A 14,486-nucleotide genomic window follows, 5' to 3' on the forward strand; every position below is an offset into this window, starting at 1 on the left:
GGCGAGGGCGGAGGGTCCGCCGCCGCCCCAGGGGGTGAAACCGGCGCGGCGGGCGGTGCCGCCGCTCAGGGTCAGCAATACGCTGTTCTTGGCGTCGGTGGCGGTGAGTTGAAAACTCATGCTTGTTCTCCTTGCTCCGGCTGCGGAGTGTCGTCGTTCGCCGCGTCGGCGGTTTTCGCGGCGGGAGGGTTGCTGTCGCTGATGCCCACCGACTGGTTGCCGATTTTAAGCATCCGCACCTTGCGATTCTGTGCCGGGACGAGTTCGTTGACCTGGATGCCGTCGCGGTAGTACAGCTCGTGGCTATCGTTGCCGACCTGTTGCATGGCCAGGGCGTCGAAAGCATCGTAGCGGTAGGTCCCCGTCGGTACGCTGCCGCCGCTGCTCGTACTGAGCCGACCCAGCGCATCGTAGGCGAGAGTGCGGCCGGTCTCGTCCGTGGTCATGCGTCCGTTCGCGTCATAGCCGAGGTTGATCGATTTCGGGTAGGCCGAGTGCGTGTGCGAAACCGAACTCAACTGGCAGGGGTCGGACGGGTTGCTGTAATTGAATGTCGCCGTATCGGTCGCCTTGCCGGTGCCGCTGTCGAACTCGGTCACCAGCGTCTTGATATTGCTCAGCGCATCGTAGGTATAGCTTTGGCTTTGCAAAGTCTTGCCGTAAGGGTCCTGCGGGCGTTCCGTGCCGGTGCAGACGTACTTGACCAGGCGATTGCGATTGTCGAAGGTGAATTCTTCGTCGCGCAGGGTAGCCGAGCCCTTGGATGTGGTTTTGTGGTGGAGCTGCCCATTGGGCCGATAGCTGCTGACGATGGATAGTTGCGGGGTGTTGCTGCCGTCTTTTACCGTGCGCGTGGATTCCTGATTAAACTCGTTCCAGGCGATGGAGATGATGAGCTTGCTGCCGTCGACGATGTTGGTCGTCGTCTGTGTTATCGGGCGTCCCAGGGCATCGCGTGCCAGCGTCACCGTCGCTTCGGGGTCGTTCAGGCCGCTCGGATAGCCATAGCTGTCGTAAAGCGTGGTCGTCGTTTTGCCGGTCACGTCTGCGTAGGTCAGGGCCCGCCCGCCCGGCGACCAGGTGCGGCTCGCGCTTTTGCTGCTGCCGCTGAGCGGGGTGAAGGTCTCGCCGGTCAGCATGCCCATCGTGTCCCAGCTCATGCTGTCGCCTATGCTGCTGCTGATCCTGCCATTGGATACCGTGCTATCGCTGGCGCTGCCCATCAGGCCGGTGACCGCGTTATAGCTGAAGTCCTGCTGCAAGGCGCCGGCGCTCACTTGCAGGATCGCGTTGTCGAGCTGCGGGATGTAGCTGAAGTTCTGCTGGGTGCCGCTTGGTGCGGTGACTTGATTGGGGAACGGGCCCGCGCCGGTGTAGCTCGCGGTCGTGGTCCGCCCGCCACTTGCCGTGGTCAAGGTGCGGCCGAAGCTGTCGAAGGTCTGCGTGCCGAGAGGGATGGCTTTGGCATTGAGCGGCGTGACGGCGATGCTGGCGACCAGCGCGCGTAGCGAAGACGAGGCGTAGCCGCGTGCGACGCTCGTGCCGTCGGGCAGGGTCTGCGTCGTTACGCGTCCGAGCGTGTCGTAGGCATAGGCAGTGACGTTGCCGATTTCGTCGGTTGCGGTGAGCAGCCGTCCGAGGCTGTCATAGCTCTGGCTGGAGGTGCTGGCCACGGTACCGACGGCGTGGTAGGTGGTGACCGTGAGCGGCAATTTCTGGATGTTGAAGTGCGTGATTTGCCAGCCCTGGATGGGAGGGTTGACGGTGCCCGCTGCGGCTTGCAACTGGGTTTTTGTCGTCTGCGCAACCGGGTCGCTGGCGCTCAACTCGACATGGCCGTCGCTGTAGCTGACGCTTTGCGCCTGCCCCCAGTTGTCATAGACGGTCGTCGCCTGCAAGGCGAGTGTGGTCGTGGTTTTGCCCGGCAGGTAGTCGTACGAGGTCGCGGTCAGCGGCCGTCCGAAGCTGTCGTAGGTCTGCGTGGCGAGGATGGACTCGGTGCTGCTGCCGGCGGGCTGTATCGTCTGCTTGAGCGTGCGCCCGAGTCCGTCCTGGTAGGCAGTGGCTTTGTTGCCGTTGGCATCGGTGGTGATGATGGCATGATCGCTGTCCCGATAGCTCCAGCTCGTGGTGTTCGCGTATTGCGTGCCGGGGTTGAGCACGCGGCTCAGCGTGCGCCCGAGAACGTCATAGGTGTACTGGGTGACATTGCCCTGCGGGTCGGTGCTCGATAGCGTCCTGCCGGTAAAGCGCGACAACTGTCGCTGGGCGGAGGCAGTCAGTGCGTCGTGGCCGGTGACGGTGAGACCTTGCGTCAAGCTGTCGCCCGTGATCGAGAAGGAAAAGGCGAGGCTGGTCTGCCAGGATTGCGTCTGGTTATAGTAGGTATGCGTGAGGCTGGCCATGCGACCGAAGTTACTGCCGGTGGTAGTGGTATACGTGCACTGCTCATTCGCGATCACGCTGCCGCCGCTGGACAGATCGAGGTAGTTTTTGACGACTGCGAATCCGCCTGGAGTGATGATTCGCTGCCAGCGATAGGTCTTGGAGCGGACGGGTTCGCCCTGGCTCGTCGACTTCGGCGTGACGGTGACGGTCTTTACATAGCGGGTGAAGCCATAGGGGTCGGGCGGGCAGAGCGTGATTTTGTTCGCGCCGGCCCCCGACGTTTCGCCGTTGCTGCTGTAGTAAGTCCAACTGGTCACGGTGCCGTCCGGGTCGGTCTGACTGATTTGGTTGCCATTGCCGTCGTAGGCGGTCAGCGTGATCTCGGAGCGGTCCTGCTGGCCTTTCGGTTTGGAGGTGTCGGTCCAGGTAAGCGTTTGTTTTTTGGGAAACTGGAATTGTGGCACCTGAGAGTCGAAAGTTTGCCCGGGGGTAACGTAGTATTCGATGTCGGTGCGCTGGCGGCAGCTGCTGGTGCCCTGGTGCACCGCTTCGCTGATTTGCAGGTGCAGGCTGTTATAAGTCCGCTCTATCGTCATGTTGTTGCCGGAACTTTCGCTGTAGACGCGGGTTTCCGTGGAGCCATAGGTATAGGTGTCGACCAGAACCTGATAGAGGTTGTCGCTGTAACTGTTCCAGTTACTGGTAAAGGCGGCACCATTGCCTAGGTAATTGGAGGTTGTATAGGAATAGGTGCTCAATATCTGTGGCTGATTCCCGGCGGGGATTTGCGTATACGATGTCACGGCTGGCAAATAGGATATCGGTGCGCCAGTTGGAAATTTCAGTATATTTTTGCTGTACACGATGTTTTCGACGAGGCCGGTGGGTGAGACCACTGAATTCAAAGCGGGTGCGTTGTTAGGAAAGCCGGGCGATGTGTAGGAAAAGCGCCAGATGTAGCTGGACGTGCCAACGGTGGCGGTGAGCGTACTGAGGCAGTCATTGGCGAGGTCGACCCGGACGCTGTAGCTTTCCGTTTTACCTGGCCAGAACGTCAGGGTCACGAAGCTATCATAGGTATATACCAACTGGCACAGTACATCGGTTGCATCCGCGATCGACATCAGGCGTACGGGGGTCCCCGCCCAGTTCAGGTTTAGTGTCCATCCTAGTGGGGTTGTGATCCTGGTGGGCAGAAACAGGTCATTACCGAAAGAGCTCAGGTACTCGATATTTCCGTTTTTATACGTAATCACATAGCCGCCGCCCGAGTAGCGGGCGAAGGTGAAATTGTTGAGTTTTTTCTGATTTACGGTGGGATTGCCCGAGCTCGGTCCATTGTCTGTCGTCTTGTATTGTTCGCCGGTACTGAGCGTCAAAAACCGGTCTGGGTAAGAGTAGGAGGAAAGGCCCAAGCTGACTCCCTTGCCGAGTCCATAACTGTTGCCGCCTGCCAGAGGAGAATAACTGAGTGTAATCGGTAGTTCCGGCCCCAGCTTATTGTTGCCAACCAGTTGTGCCAGCGGAAGACTCAGATTGTACGTCCCGGTACGAGGGTCGACACCGCCTTGGACCGCGCTATTGAAATTTGGGGCTTGGGAAAAAAAACCGTTACTCATGGTACGATTCCTTTATCGAGGGCCGTCTTTCCTCGTCGAGACGGGGAAAGACGGTGTCAGACATAAAAAGCCGCTGGCTAATTTGATTTCATTGCTTGGGGTACCAGTCCAGGTACTCACCATCTGGCTTGATAACGAAGGTCCCACTGTTTCCGTACTGATCGTAGAACCTCGCTTCGACCGGTCCTCCCCAGACATACCAGCTTGATGAGACTTCAACATTTCCTGCTATTACCGAGTAACAAAGTCCGGGGTATGAGCCGACGTTATACATATAGCAGTATGTGCCTGAGCATTTTGATATATTGAGATTTACATAGACAGTGTATGGCGGGTTTACTGCGCCGCTCGGGTTGAAGTAATAGCTGAGGTCATATATACGTGATACCCACATTCCATCATTTTTCCCATAAAACTCTGTCTCGTAATTAGGGTATTTGCTTTTTTCTGCGCTCTTTATTTTTCCAACACCGTCATTTATATTGAGGTAGTAGTTTCTTTGATAACTACCAGTCCAGAAACAATCTGAAGAGCAACCCCAATGAGGGTTTCCGCAGTAATATTGTACTGAGTCAAAACTAGTGTTGGCCTTTGTGTACAATTTTGCGGCTTGAGCTATGATTTGAATAGAACTGGGGTTTCCTGTGTAGTTGGCTGAATTTTCAGCTGTGGTGTATGTTGAAGCAGCCTGAGCTACGCCATTGCTTGTATGTGCTGGTATATTAATGCCGGCCGCTAATTCTGCCTGTGTCTGTGAATTAGCATAGACGTAAAGGTTGACATAGTACGTTGGTAGTCCTGATCTTGCGGAATCGTTGCTTGGTTCTGTGGCGCCTTCTGAATGGTCTGAAGTAATTTCAAAATTTGATTTACCAAATGCAGAGTATGACTGTGCGCCGTAATAATCACCAGGAGCGTTCTGGTACGATACGGTAACATTAGCGGAGTGCGAGTTTTTTGGGACTGTATTTCCAGCTGGTGCGAAACATAGAAAGACAGCATCTGCTACGTCCTGTTCATGTAAATTGGGCAAAGGTCCGCCATTTTCTGTCGTGGGGCAGAAAGACACAGTGATACCAATGGTATTGAGACCGTTGCCATAGATCGTTCCAGACAGGGCGCTTGAGTTGCCATTGAAATATATATTCAGGGTTTTAACCTTTGCAAAATCCTGCCAAGCGAAGGCGGAATTGGTATCTTTCAAGTCCGGGTTGGGACTGGTCGAAGGGCTGTTTATCATGGTCATCTCCTGGTGTAACATTGCATGGCAGTATGTTCACTTGGTTGAGGTACGGCGTGGCTTAAGGAGCGAATCGATGGTGGCGGATGATACGTTTTGGCCTGTGTAGAAGATCCCCGCTGTAGGGGGTTTGGCAACTGAGTTGTCCTGCCGGATGGTGCAGGACGCATCCCCTGTCTAGATACATGGCGATACGGGATGGATGGTTGGGATCGTCACCGGTCACAATGTGCCCTGCATCATGGTAAATGGCGATATGGGTCGGATTATTTAGATCGTCGCCGGTCAGGATGCAGTCCCATTGTTGCGGCGGCCCTGAAACTTCCTGGAAGCCTTCCGCGTGCATGTATTTCAGAAATGAATTTTCCTTTGTTACTGGAGTGCGTGGGTAGTCATGCAGTGTAATGCCGAGTTCTTGTCTATATATATCGCGGACTAGTGAATAGGCATCATATACTCCAGGGATCGGTGGGCGTCCGACATAGGGAAAACGAGTAGGGATGATAGTAATAATACGCATACCTGGAATAGTTATGATCATGGTCGGGGCAAGCTCTCGGTCGCAAATTTTCTGCTCTTCGATTAAATCAGGTGGAGAGCTTTCAGGGAATGTTTTTCCTGCGTAAAGGATAGTGGCCACCCTGCGCTTTTTTTCATATTCTTCGGGGTCGATTACGCATTGATGCTCTGGAAACGCCGCAATGTTTGAGGCTGCCACATTGCAGTATTGCGATTCATGGAATAAAATAAAACCACATGACATATTCGGTAGTTGATTTTCTATATAATCCTGTATGATTGGTGGTAATCCAGAACGACTTGAGTGTGAGCTTGAAATTTCTTTTACCAAAGTCGATGACGATTGTTGTTCACTTCTGTTTGAGCAGTCGCATCCCATGATTTTTCTCCTGCGCTAAGAAAATATTAGTGATAAATTTTGCCTGAGTTTCAAGATGGTGTCGCTTCGCTTTCTTGCACGTTTTGTGCTGTGGTTCATTAAACTTGGCTTGCCTCCGAAGTGTGTGTTTCGTGGTGTAGACTGTTATTTCTGGCCTTATATTTTTATTGGTTATTTGAATTTTTCATGTCTGACGACGGCCAGCGTTTTTTGTTTCCACTCGTCGCTGTACGGTTCGCACAGACTGAGTTTGTTGGAGGGTTGATGAGCGAAGAGTCCGTCGCCGCAATAGATGGCGACGTGGTTGGCGACTTCGGAGTTGATCGCGATGATCAGTACGTCCTGCCGTCGCGGCTCCCCGCTGATCGCGTGAAAGCCGGCTTGTTGAAAATTGTCCATGATCAGATTCTGGCCATTGCGCCACCAGAACTCATGGCGCTCGTAGTCGGGGATCTCGATGCCGCACTCCATGCGGTAGTAGTCGCGCACGAAGCCGTAGCAGTCGTACTTTTCCGAGATATAGGGGCGGCCGAACAAGGGGATGTCGACCCGAGGTACAACGGTGTGAACCTGTTCCGATGGCAGCGAGATGATCAGGCGGGCGACCAGGTCGCGGTCGCAGGCCTCCCTGTCCGCCTCGGTCGGGCAGGGTTGGCCGTCGTGGCGGGTGACGACCACGTACAGGATGGTTCCCGTGGCCCTGGCGCGTTCATACTCGTGCGCTGCGATCAGACAGTCGGCCATAGGGTCGGCGGCGCCGTTGCGGACCGGAAGGAAACTCGTCGTGCCATCCTCGGCGATATGCAGCAGCCCGCAGGACAGGCTCGGCAGCGATGCTTCGATGTGCTGCCGGATCGCGGGCGGGAGCCGCGAGCGTACATAGGGCACAAGGCGCGGACGGACCGGGATGGCGGTGTCGTGGCGGTCGGTGCAAAGCGTTGGCGCGGTCATGGGCTTCTCCCTGCTCTGGCGTGCCGGTCCTGCCACTGACATGGCCATGACCGGCACGCCGGCGGGCGGTTCGGTCGTGGCGCCGGCCTGTCCGCCTCGGGCGGGGCCTGCTCTGTGGCGCTTTGTCTTCCTTGATTCCAGCCCGGGCGCCGTGTGCAGTTCGACGAGCGTTCTGCGCATGACGTACTGCGTGCCTGTGATCTATCTGAAAGACATGCTGAAAATATAAATCGTTATTTGTTTAAAGCGATGATCGAAAAGGCAGTTGCAGAAATGTGGGATATGGGCTAAGCGGGAGGGGAGACGGGGGCGCCGAAAGGGCGGCCCCCATGCCGTGCGGGGCTATTCCTTGCTGGTCAGCGGGCTGAGAAAGCGGTAGACGCCGCCGATCAGCAGACCACCGCCGACGATGTTGCCGAGCGTGGAGAACAGCAGGTTGAAGGCGGCATCGGCCAGCGTGATTTGACTCTGGCCCAATAGCGAGATGGAGAACGTCCCCATGTTCGCGATCGAGTGCTCGAAGCTCAGGTAGAGAAAGATGAATACGACCAGGATGATGGATAGCAGCTTGCTGACGTCGTCTTTCACGCACATGCCGACCCAGACCGCCAGGCAGACGACCCAGTTGGCCAGTATGCCCTTGACGAAAATCACGCCCGCCGTCTGGTGCGCCTTGTGCGCCGCACCCGCGTACAGCGCGTGGTTGGCCGGCAACTCGGCGATCACCCCGGCCGCGTAGAGCAGGCCGGCCACGGCCAGGGCTCCGATCAGATTGCCTATCCAGCACACGCACCACAGCTTGAGCGTGCGCGCGATGCCTACCGTTTCGCCGGCGACCACCATATACATGGTGTTGCTGGTGAACAGTTCGGCGTTGGTGAAGATGATGACGGACAGGCCGACGCCGAAGAAGGCCGAGGCGATGACTTTACCGAACGGGTTGCCCCCGAGGTTGTGCATCAGGGACCAGAATACGAAGCCGACCAGCGTCAGATACATCCCCGCCAGAACCGAGCGCACGATGTAGCGCAGCGGGTCGTCTTCCAGAGTGCGCGATTTCTTGATGCCGCTGGCGGCGGCTTTTTCAACCACGGGACTTTCTATCATCGCCTTGCTCCTCTTCAGGTATGGGCGGGGCTAGCCTGTGAGCCGCCACGGCCCGTCATCGTATTGATTGTAGCGTTCAAATCCTTTCGAATTCGTCCATATCGCCGCCGCTCGCCATGCGTGCGTACAGCTGTGTCACCGCGTCTTTGACCGGGGCCAGCATCGGGCAGTAGAACGCGACGATGCCGGGCTGGATTCCGATGAAGGTCACCGCGCAGCCTTCAGCCTGCAAATGCTCGATCACGAAGCTCAAGGGCAGGCTGTGCGTGGTCATGAACAGCATGTCGGCGATGCTGGATTCTTCGACGATGCGGATTTCGCCGGGGGCGAGTTCCATCTCGGCGGCATCGACCAGGTAGACCCGCCGCGGCTGCAGCGCCACCACCCGGTGGACATGGTTTTCCGGCGTCATGCCGCCGTCGATCACGTCCCAACCCGCTATCGGGTCGCGGCGCATCATTTCGGCCAGCAGCGGCCCGGCGCCATCGTCGCCCATCATGCTGTTGCCGACGGCGAACACGACGTTGTCAGGCATCAGCGTGTCCTCACCAGCAGATACATCATCGGCTCGGCTTCGATTGCGCGCAGCAACGCATACAGCTGTGCATTCCAGTCGCGCGCCTCGCCTTCGAGCCCGCTCTGAGCGAGTTCGAGCGCCGGCGCAAGCAAGCGGATATGTGAAACATCGATGGCGATCTCGCCCCACTTGAGCACGCCGTCCAGCTTGCGGCGCGCTTCGCCCGGCGCGATCCGGGCGATCCATTGCTTGAAGCCGTCGAGCGGGCATTCGAGCACGCTCTTCAGGCAGTCGATCACTCCGACGTGGTGACCGATCGCCAGCGAGTAATACATCACTTGCTGCGCCTGCGGCGGGATGTCCTCTTCGGTCTCGAGAAACTTGCGGCTCAGGGAGTAGAACACGACCGTGTCCGGGGTCATGGCGCCTCCTGTCCTGCCGGGCGTGCGCTGACATCGACCAGGCGTGCGATGACTTCGGCCAGGCGCGGGTCGTCTTCTGTTTGCAAATAGCGATGGACGCGATCGGCCAGCGGCTGATTGGCCGGCGCGGCCAGGATCTCCAGAAAATCGTCGGCGATGCGGCGTCCGTCGCGGTAGCCGACCATGCGCCGCGCCTCGCGTTCGATGCGTACGCACAGGTCGAGCGGCAGGCCGGGGTGGGCGACGAGCGCGCGCTCGGCATCGCCTTGCCGGTGGTGGCCGGCCTTCAGCTTCTGGTCGAGCAGGCCCAGCGCGACGGCGAAACCGTATAGGGTCGCCGCCGGGGTCGGCGGGCACCCCGGAATGTAGACATCGACCGGCACCACCTTGTCGGTGCCGCCCCAGACGCAGTACAGATCGTGAAAGATCCCGCCGCCGCAGCCGCAGGCGCCGTAGGCGATACAGATCTTGGGGTTGGGCGCGGCTTCGTACGCGCGTTGCGCGGGCGTCAGCATCGCGCGGGTGACCGCGCCGGTAAACAACAGGATATCGGCGTGACGCGGCGAGGCCACGACCTTGATGCCGAAGCGCTCGGCGTCGAAGATCGGCGTGATGGCGGCGAAGATCTCGATCTCGCAGCCATTGCAGCCGCCGCAATCGACCCGGTAGACATAGGCGGAACGCTGGATGTCCTTGAGCAGGGTCGATTTCAGTTGTCGCGTCTGCTCCGATTCGGAAATCGGGGTCGGTGCGCCGCCCGCGGGCAGGAAGCTGCCTCTGTCGATGCCGTTCATAGCGCGCCTCCTTTCGTCGTGGTCTGGCCGAGCGTCAGTTTGTCGGAATCGGGAATGCTCTGATGGCGTTTGCATTCCGGACAGGTTTCAAAGTGCGCACGTTGTTCGGCGACCGCATCGGCTTCGAGTCCGGAATGCACGAGCAAGGCCATCGCATAGTCGATTTCCTTGCTCGGCGCGAACGGACGCTGGCACGAGCGGCAGGCGGTCAGCGTGAAGGTCGCGCGCTGGTACAAGTCCGCCTTGTTGCCGACCGCGAGTTCGAATTCGGGCGACAGGGCGATCGCGCGCGTCGGGCACACTTCTTCGCAGCGCGCGCAGAAAATGCAGCGCCCGAGAAACAGCTCCCAGGTGCGCGTGCCCTGCTCCACGTCGGTCGCCATCGACAGCGCATTGGCCGGACAGGCGATGGTGCACGCGCCGCAAGCGATGCATTGCGTCGGGTCGTACTCGGGCTTGCCGCGGAAGCCGGGGCTGACGGGCAGGGGGGCGAACGGGTAGCGGACCGTCGCCTCTCCGGTCTTGATTACGGTTTTTAGCAGCTTGAACATCTGGCGTCTCCCCTATTTCAGCGGCGAATGCTTGCGTTCGCGACCATAGCGCTCGAACTCCGTATACGCGATCGTGCTGCTCTTCCTTTTCTTGACATCGACGAGGGTGACCCGGTCGGTGCACGAGTAGCAGGGGTCGAGGCTGGCCACGATCAGCGGCGCATCGGAAACGGTATTGCCGCGCAGCATATAGCGCAGAGCCGGCCAGTTGGCATAGGTCGGGGCGCGGCAGCGCCAGCGGAACAGCTTCTGATTGTCGCCGGTCATGCTCCAGTGGATGTCTTCGCCGCGCGGCGCTTCGGCGAAGCCGAGCGCGAAACGGTGCGGGGTATAGTCGAAGCCCTCGAGCAGGATAGGGCCTTCCGGCATGAGTTCCAGCGCGCGCTCGATCAGGTCGAGCGAGTCGAAGAACTCCTTGACCCGCACCAGTACCCGCGATTGCACGTCGCCGCCGTCGAGCACCTTGACGTCGAAGGGCAGTTGGGCGTAGCCGGCGTAATGGTGATCGGCGCGGATGTCGCGCTTGAAGCCGCTGCCGCGGATCAGCGGGCCGACCGGGCTGAAGTCGCGCGCGACTTTGCGATCGAGAATGCCGATGCCCTGCGTGCGTTGCGCGAGATTCGGTGTCTCGATCAGCATCTCGACCAACTGTGCGACTTCGGTGCGCAACTCGCGTACCACTTTCAGCGTCGCGATGCGTTGATCCTTGAGAATGTCGCGCCGCACGCCGCCGATCAGGTTCATGCCGTAGGTCTTGCGCGCGCCGGTCAGCAATTCGGCCAGCGTCATCGATTTTTCGCGTACGCGGAAAAACTGCATGAAGCCGGTGTCGAAGCCGACGAAGTGGCTGGCAAGGCCGATATTCAGCAAATGGCTGTGCAGGCGTTCGACTTCCAGAAACAGGCTGCGAATCATCTGCGCGCGCGGCGGGGCCTTGATGCCGAGGGCGTTCTCGACCGAGGAGGTATAGGCGACGCTGTGGGTGAAACCGCAAATGCCGCACACGCGGTCCGACAAGAAGGTGACTTCGTCGTAGCCCATGCGGGTTTCTGCCAGCTTTTCCATGCCGCGATGCACGTAGAACAGCCGATAATCGGCATCGACGATGGTTTCGCCATCGACGAACAGGCGGAAGTGACCGGGTTCGTCCGAGGTGATGTGCAAGGGGCCGAGGCCGACATCGCGTGTCTCGCCCCTCGCATCGTTGACGAAGGGGTAGGTCTCGACCGCCGTGGTCGGCGCCGGGCGCTCGCGATAGTCCATCGCGTCCTTGCGCAAGGGGTAGAGGCCGTCCGGCCAGTCGTCGGGCAGGACCAGCCTTCTCTCGTCGGGCAGGCCGACCGGGATCAGGCCGTACATGTCGCGAATTTCGCGTTCGCCCCAGACCGCGGCCGGCACGCGCGGCGTGACCGAGGGAAACTCGAGCGTGCCGGCATCGACTTGCGCGCGCACGACGACCCAGCTCTTGACCGTTTCTTCCATCGACAGCACGTAGTAGACCGCGTAGTTGCCGTGCAACTGTCGTTCGTCGTTGCCGAACAGGACCGACAACCAGCCGCCCTGCTGGTAGTAGAGCCATTCGACGACCTCGGGCAGGGCGTTGACCTTGACCGTGACCGTGACCTGGTCGTCGGTCTGCCATTCTTCCTCCAGCACGGTCGACGGGAATCGCTCGCGCAGTGCTTCGACGTAATGCCGGCCGATCCGGGTTTCAGTGGATAGCGTCATTGTGTGTCTTCTCCTTCTCGGGCCGGGTGCTACAGACCGGCGGCAGGCGCCGCGGTCGGTACGGGTTTGGCGGTGGTTTTGATCCAGGGGGCGGCCGCGCCGGCTGCCAGCGGGGCGTCTCCCTGGTCGAGTACGATGCGGGCGGCGCTGTCCAGCGCGGCGGCGACCGGGCGTGGCATGGATACGCCGAGCGTCAGCATCATCGCCAGCAACAGCACCATCGGCAGCAGGGTCAGCACGCCGAGCTCGCCGCGGGCGACGGCGTCCGGGCTCGGGCCGAGCAGGGTGCGCGCGACCATGCGCACCAGACCGGCCAGTACCAGCGTCAGCAGCAGCAGCGTGACCAGCATCAGCCACGGGTGGCCGCTGTGGATGCCGGCGGTGACGACCATGAATTCGCTGATGAAGATATTGAAGGGCGGCATGCCGCCCAGCGCCAGCGCACCGGCACCCATCAACAGCGCCGTCAGCGGGGCGACGCGGGCCACGCCTTTGATCGCATCCATGTCCCGGGTACCGTACTTGAGCAGGATATTGCCCGAGCCGCAGAACAGCAGCGCCTTGGCCAGGCTGTGGTTGATCACGTGCAGCAGCGCAGCGAGCACGCCCAGCGGACCGCCGAGGCCGATGGACAGCGCGATCAGCCCCATGTTTTCCACGCTGGAATAAGCGAGCAGGCGCTTCATGTCGCGTTGAACGATGATGAACAGCGCGGCCACCGCGATCGACATGATGCCGAAGGCGAGCAGCAGCATGCGCGGGAAGGCCGGTCCGAGCGTTTTGCTGACGATGATGTAGTAGCGAATGATCACCAGCAACGCACAGTTGAGCAGGGCGGCCGACAGCAGGGCGCTGACGGGGCTCGGCGCTTCGCTGTGGGCATCGGGCAGCCAGGCGTGCATGGGAAACAGGCCGGCCTTGGTGCCGAAGCCGATCAGGACGAAGACGAAGGCGATGCGCATCAGCGCCGGATCGAGCTGGCCCGCATGACCGAGCAGCACGGTCCAGAACACGGCCCCGCTGGGGTCGGCCAGCACGCTGGTGGCGTTGGAATAGACGAGCACCGTGCCGAACAGGCCGAAGGCGACGCCGACGGTGCAGATGATCACGTATTTCCAGGCCGCTTCCAGCGACGAGCGCTGGCCGTAGATCCCGACCAGGAAGGTCGAGCCCAGGGTGGTGGCTTCGATGGCGACCCACATCATGATGATGTTGTTGGCGGTGACTGCCAGCAGCATGGTGCACAGGAACAGGTTGAAGAACCCGTAGTAGGTGCACAGCGTGGGTACCGAAATCTCGCCGTTGTCGACCTCATGCCGCATATAGCCGATCGAGTACAGGCCGGTAAGGAAGCCGACCACCCCGATCAGGGCCAGGAAGATCGCCGCCAGGCCGTCGATGTAGAACCAGCCGCCGGCGGCGCTGATCGGGCCGTCCGCGAGCACGGCGAACGCCGTGCCCAGGGACAGCACCAGCATGAGCGTGATGCCGAGCAGGTGGAAGAGTGTTGCAGCGCGTCTTGCCGCCGCTCCGAGACCGCGTGAGAAAAAGGCCAGGAGCGCAGTGGCAAATGGCGTGAGCAGCAATGCGTAAACCCATTCCATGTGACTCATTTTTCAGCCCTTCAGCGCCGTGAGTTGTTTGACATCGAGCGTCTGCAGCGTGCGGAAGATCTGGCGCGCGACCAGCGTCATGATGACGACGGCGAAAATCGCGTCGGTGGCGATGCCGATCTCGACCAGTTCCGGCGCCCGATTGGCCATCAGGGCGAGCGTCAGGTGCGCACCGTTTTCCATCAGGCAGTAACCGAAAATCTGCTTGAGGATGTTGCGCTGCGAGACGATGCACAGCAGGCCGAGGAAGAAGTGGCCGAGCGAAACCGCGAGCGCCGGCTTCAGTTCCGCCACCACCGCCAGTTTCACGGTCGATACCGCGAGATAGGACAATACCGCGATGACGGCGGCGGCCAGGCACAGCCCGGTCGGACCGATCAGCGGCCTGGAGGCGGCCGGGTCCTGCAGCTTGCCGAGCGCGCGATACATGATCACCGGCACCAGAACCACCTTGGTGACGAAGGCGCTGGCGGCCCACAGATACAGCTCGCCGGCGCCGAGGGTGGCGGCCAGCGTGACGAAGATCAGTACCAGCACCAGCGACTGCAGGCTGTAGAACACGGCCGAGGCCGTGGGGCGGCTCACGCCCATCACCAGCAGCGAGGTGACGAACAGCAGGCCGGCGAGGTTGTTGACGATCAGAGTGGCTGTCATGTCT

Annotated in this window: 13 protein-coding genes; 1 reads left to right on the forward strand and 12 read right to left on the reverse strand. The window is 59.9% G+C overall.

Translation table 11 applies throughout. The features are described from left to right. Window positions 1-116: 116 nt before the first annotated feature. The 4 genes from G520_RS0115110 to G520_RS24095 all read right to left on the reverse strand — a co-directional run bounded on the left by G520_RS0115110 (window position 117) and on the right by G520_RS24095 (window position 7,096). Window positions 117-4,007 (reverse strand): DUF6443 domain-containing protein, encoded by a 3,891-nt coding sequence (locus G520_RS0115110; RefSeq protein ID WP_028536376.1) that lies wholly within the window; start codon window positions 4,005-4,007, stop codon window positions 117-119. A gap of 88 nt (window positions 4,008-4,095) precedes the next feature. After that, a complete protein-coding gene (locus G520_RS25065; RefSeq protein ID WP_156876979.1) occupies window positions 4,096-5,247 on the reverse strand; it encodes a hypothetical protein in 1,152 nt (383 codons plus the stop codon). A gap of 61 nt (window positions 5,248-5,308) precedes the next feature. After that, window positions 5,309-6,145: a C40 family peptidase gene (locus G520_RS25070; protein ID WP_156876980.1), complete on the reverse strand. Its 837-nt coding sequence runs from the start codon at window positions 6,143-6,145 to the stop codon at window positions 5,309-5,311. A gap of 171 nt (window positions 6,146-6,316) precedes the next feature. Beyond that, window positions 6,317-7,096, reverse strand: coding sequence for an NlpC/P60 family protein (locus G520_RS24095; RefSeq protein ID WP_028536379.1), 780 nt, complete (start codon window positions 7,094-7,096; stop codon window positions 6,317-6,319). On the opposite strand from G520_RS24095, the gene G520_RS25245 reads away from it, so the two are divergent. Continuing rightward, window positions 7,095-7,325 carry a hypothetical protein gene (locus G520_RS25245; protein WP_028536380.1) on the forward strand — a complete coding sequence of 77 codons (231 nt, stop codon included), beginning with the start codon at window positions 7,095-7,097 and terminating at the stop codon, window positions 7,323-7,325. The genes G520_RS24095 and G520_RS25245 overlap by 2 nt on opposite strands. Window positions 7,326-7,438: 113 nt before the next feature. Here G520_RS25245 and G520_RS23045 read toward each other — a convergent pair whose 3' ends face one another. The 8 genes from G520_RS23045 to hyfE all read right to left on the reverse strand — a co-directional run bounded on the left by G520_RS23045 (window position 7,439) and on the right by hyfE (window position 14,482). Continuing rightward, window positions 7,439-8,203 carry a formate/nitrite transporter family protein gene (locus tag G520_RS23045; protein WP_051229440.1) on the reverse strand — a complete coding sequence of 255 codons (765 nt, stop codon included), beginning with the start codon at window positions 8,201-8,203 and terminating at the stop codon, window positions 7,439-7,441. A 76-nt stretch (window positions 8,204-8,279) separates the two neighbouring features. Continuing rightward, complete coding sequence (gene hycI, locus G520_RS0115140; protein WP_028536381.1) at window positions 8,280-8,738, reverse strand: hydrogenase maturation peptidase HycI; 459 nt, start codon at window positions 8,736-8,738, stop codon at window positions 8,280-8,282. After that, window positions 8,738-9,142, reverse strand: a complete 405-nt coding sequence (locus G520_RS0115145) for a formate hydrogenlyase maturation HycH family protein (protein WP_028536382.1) — start codon at window positions 9,140-9,142, stop codon at window positions 8,738-8,740. The genes hycI and G520_RS0115145 overlap by 1 nt, the downstream gene beginning before the upstream one ends. Further along, window positions 9,139-9,936 (reverse strand): NADH-quinone oxidoreductase subunit B family protein, encoded by a 798-nt coding sequence (locus tag G520_RS0115150; RefSeq protein WP_036666382.1) that lies wholly within the window; start codon window positions 9,934-9,936, stop codon window positions 9,139-9,141. Before G520_RS0115150 ends, G520_RS0115145 begins: the two co-directional genes overlap by 4 nt. Beyond that, window positions 9,933-10,487 (reverse strand): hydrogenase 4 subunit H, encoded by a 555-nt coding sequence (gene hyfH, locus G520_RS0115155; protein ID WP_028536384.1) that lies wholly within the window; start codon window positions 10,485-10,487, stop codon window positions 9,933-9,935. The genes G520_RS0115150 and hyfH overlap by 4 nt, the downstream gene beginning before the upstream one ends. Window positions 10,488-10,499: 12 nt before the next feature. Beyond that, window positions 10,500-12,215 (reverse strand): hydrogenase large subunit, encoded by a 1,716-nt coding sequence (locus tag G520_RS0115160; RefSeq protein ID WP_028536385.1) that lies wholly within the window; start codon window positions 12,213-12,215, stop codon window positions 10,500-10,502. 29 nt (window positions 12,216-12,244) lie between these two features. Next, window positions 12,245-13,819 carry a hydrogenase 4 subunit F gene (locus G520_RS0115165; protein WP_211222843.1) on the reverse strand — a complete coding sequence of 525 codons (1,575 nt, stop codon included), beginning with the start codon at window positions 13,817-13,819 and terminating at the stop codon, window positions 12,245-12,247. 12 nt (window positions 13,820-13,831) lie between these two features. Continuing rightward, on the reverse strand, window positions 13,832-14,482 hold the full coding sequence (gene hyfE, locus G520_RS0115170) for a hydrogenase 4 membrane subunit (protein WP_028536387.1): 651 nt from the start codon (window positions 14,480-14,482) through the stop codon (window positions 13,832-13,834). Between the last annotated feature and the right edge of the window lie 4 nt (window positions 14,483-14,486).

This window comes from Paludibacterium yongneupense DSM 18731 (assembly GCF_000422925.1).
GTDB lineage: Bacteria > Pseudomonadota > Gammaproteobacteria > Burkholderiales > Chromobacteriaceae > Paludibacterium > Paludibacterium yongneupense.

What these genes read in the sequence shown, in the direction of transcription:
- G520_RS0115110 (WP_028536376.1), bottom strand. Translation starts at nt 4,007, where the DNA reads ATGAGTAACGGTTTTTTTTCCCAAGCCCCAAATTTCAATAGCGCGGTC.
- G520_RS25065 (WP_156876979.1), bottom strand. Translation starts at nt 5,247, where the DNA reads ATGATAAACAGCCCTTCGACCAGTCCCAACCCGGACTTGAAAGATACC.
- G520_RS25070 (WP_156876980.1), bottom strand. Translation starts at nt 6,145, where the DNA reads ATGGGATGCGACTGCTCAAACAGAAGTGAACAACAATCGTCATCGACT.
- G520_RS25245 (WP_028536380.1), top strand. Translation starts at nt 7,095, where the DNA reads ATGGGCTTCTCCCTGCTCTGGCGTGCCGGTCCTGCCACTGACATGGCC.
- G520_RS24095 (WP_028536379.1), bottom strand. Translation starts at nt 7,096, where the DNA reads ATGACCGCGCCAACGCTTTGCACCGACCGCCACGACACCGCCATCCCG.
- G520_RS23045 (WP_051229440.1), bottom strand. Translation starts at nt 8,203, where the DNA reads ATGATAGAAAGTCCCGTGGTTGAAAAAGCCGCCGCCAGCGGCATCAAG.
- hycI (WP_028536381.1), bottom strand. Translation starts at nt 8,738, where the DNA reads ATGCCTGACAACGTCGTGTTCGCCGTCGGCAACAGCATGATGGGCGAC.
- G520_RS0115145 (WP_028536382.1), bottom strand. Translation starts at nt 9,142, where the DNA reads ATGACCCCGGACACGGTCGTGTTCTACTCCCTGAGCCGCAAGTTTCTC.
- G520_RS0115150 (WP_036666382.1), bottom strand. Translation starts at nt 9,936, where the DNA reads ATGAACGGCATCGACAGAGGCAGCTTCCTGCCCGCGGGCGGCGCACCG.
- hyfH (WP_028536384.1), bottom strand. Translation starts at nt 10,487, where the DNA reads ATGTTCAAGCTGCTAAAAACCGTAATCAAGACCGGAGAGGCGACGGTC.
- G520_RS0115160 (WP_028536385.1), bottom strand. Translation starts at nt 12,215, where the DNA reads ATGACGCTATCCACTGAAACCCGGATCGGCCGGCATTACGTCGAAGCA.
- G520_RS0115165 (WP_211222843.1), bottom strand. Translation starts at nt 13,819, where the DNA reads ATGGAATGGGTTTACGCATTGCTGCTCACGCCATTTGCCACTGCGCTC.
- hyfE (WP_028536387.1), bottom strand. Translation starts at nt 14,482, where the DNA reads ATGACAGCCACTCTGATCGTCAACAACCTCGCCGGCCTGCTGTTCGTC.